The organism is Bradyrhizobium sp. (assembly GCF_016462955.1).
In the GTDB taxonomy this organism is placed as follows: Bacteria; Pseudomonadota; Alphaproteobacteria; order Rhizobiales; family Xanthobacteraceae; genus Bradyrhizobium.
In genome coordinates this window covers 1-2,056 of record NZ_JAEMSD010000101.1, presented here as the reverse complement: position 1 = coordinate 2,056, position 2,056 = coordinate 1, and the positions used below count along the sequence as shown (strand labels likewise).

The 2,056-nt window shown below is 68.1% G+C and carries 2 protein-coding genes; both read right to left on the bottom strand.

Annotated features, from left to right (window positions below; genetic code table 11):
* Window positions 1-1,093: L-aspartate oxidase (locus JHD07_RS13355; RefSeq protein WP_291622786.1), on the bottom strand; the 1,093-nt coding region annotated here is incomplete at its 3' end.
* Between the two features lie 12 nt (window positions 1,094-1,105).
* Window positions 1,106-2,056 (bottom strand): quinolinate synthase NadA (gene nadA / locus JHD07_RS13350; RefSeq protein ID WP_291622785.1); only part of this gene is annotated, 951 nt, incomplete at its 5' end.

The following is a 2,056-nucleotide window of genomic DNA, read 5'->3' as shown; positions in this document are numbered from 1 at the left end:
CCCACAGCCCGTCGACCGTGCTGCGTCCTTGCGCGTCGGTCAGGATGCCGCCCATGTGGTAATGCGCGGCCGGCGCGATCGGAATCGGCTGCGCAGCCGGATCGATACCGGCTGCGACGCAGCTCGCATGAACCGTCGGGAATTTTTCGGCAAAGCGCGAACCCAGCGCCTGCCGCGCGTCGAGGAAGGCGCCGCGCCCGGCCGCGATCTCGGCGAACGCGCCGCGGGCGACGATGTCGCGTGGCGCGAGCTCGGCGAGCGGGTGGTGCGCCGGCATGAAGCGCTCGCCGTTGCCGTTGATCAGCGTCGCCCCCTCGCCGCGCAGGGCTTCGGTGGCGAGTGGCGCGGGATCGCGGCCGACCATGATTGCGGTCGGGTGGAACTGCACGAATTCGGGGTCGGCGATGACGGCGCCGGCGCGGGCCGCGATCGCGAGGCCCAAGCCGCTCGCTTCAGATGGATTGGTGGTGACGCCGTAGAGATGGCCGAGCCCGCCGGTCGCCAGCACGATCATGCGCGAGGCGAGCATGACCGGCGGTGCAGCGGGGTATCCGGCCTCGCGCAATTGAAGCCCGGTGACCGCTCCGGCCTCGGTGTACAGTGCTTCGGCCACGAAGCCCTCCACCAAACGGATCGAGGGCGCGCGGCGTACCGCCTCGCTCAAGGCGGCGATGATGGCGGCGCCGGCGCCATCGCCGCGCACATGCACGATGCGCCGTGCGGAATGCGCAGCTTCCCGTCCGACGGCAAGCCTGCCTTCGAGGTCGCGATCGAACGGCACGCCGTAGGCAAGAAGATCCTCGATGCGCGGCGCCGCCTCGTGCGCGATCCCGAGCGCGATTGCGGCGTCGACGAGGCCACCGCCGACCGCGACCGTATCGGCGGCGTGTGCCTCCGGCGTATCGCCTTCGGCCACCGCCGCGGCGATGCCGCCTTGTGCCCAGGCGGACGACGCGCCCTGTCCGAGCGGTGCCGCCGAGATCAAGGTCACCGGCCGCGGCGCCAGCTTCAGCGCGCAGAACAACCCGGCGAGGCCGCCGCCGACGATGACGACGTCGTCGGTGCGGGCGAGGTCGTGGATGCTGTGTTGCATGTTGTCTTGCTCTCAATTCTTCAGATTGATCATCCGCTCCACCGAGCGCCTGGCGCGCTGTGCCAGCGCGGGATCGATCGTCACCTCCTCGCGCAGCGTCAGCAGGCTCTCCAGAATGTTGGCGAGCGTGATGCGCTTCATGTGCGGACAGAGATTGCAGGGGCGCAGCATCTCGACGTCAGGCAGCTCGGCCCTGACATTGTCGGCCATCGAGCATTCGGTGATCATGACCAGCCGCCGCGGCCGCTTCGCGCGGACCCAGCTGATCATGTGTGCGGTCGAGCCGGTGAAGTCCGCCTCCGCCAGCACGTCCGGCGGACATTCCGGATGCGCGATGATCTTCACGGACGGATCGGCTTGGCGATATTCGCGCAGCTCCTCGCCCGTGAAACGCTCATGCACCTCGCAGGCGCCCTTCCAGGCGATGATCTTCACGTCGGTCTTGGAGGCGACGTAGGTCGCCAGATAGCGGTCGGGCAGGAATATCACGGTCGGCGCGTTCAGGCTCTCCACCACCTCAACCGCGTTGGATGAGGTGCAGCAGATGTCGACCTCGGCCTTCACCTCTGCCGAGGTGTTGACATAGGCAACGACGGGCACGCCGGGAAATTTTTCGCGGAGCAGCCGCACGTCCGCGCCGGTGATGCTGGCGGCAAGCGAGCAGCCGGCGCGCGAATCCGGGATCAAGACGGTCTTGTCCGGATTGAGCAGCTTCGCGGTCTCCGCCATGAAGTGCACGCCGCACTGGACGATGATGTCGGCCTTCACCTTGGTGGCTTCGACCGCGAGCTGCAGCGAGTCGCCGCCGATGTCGGCGACGCAGTGGAAGATCTCCGGCGCCTGGTAGTTGTGGGCGAGGATGACGGCGCCTCGCGCGCGCTTCAGCTCGTTGATCGCGTGAATCGTCGGCGCCATCAGCGGCCATTCCACCGGCGGGATCACATGCTTGACGCGCTCATAGAG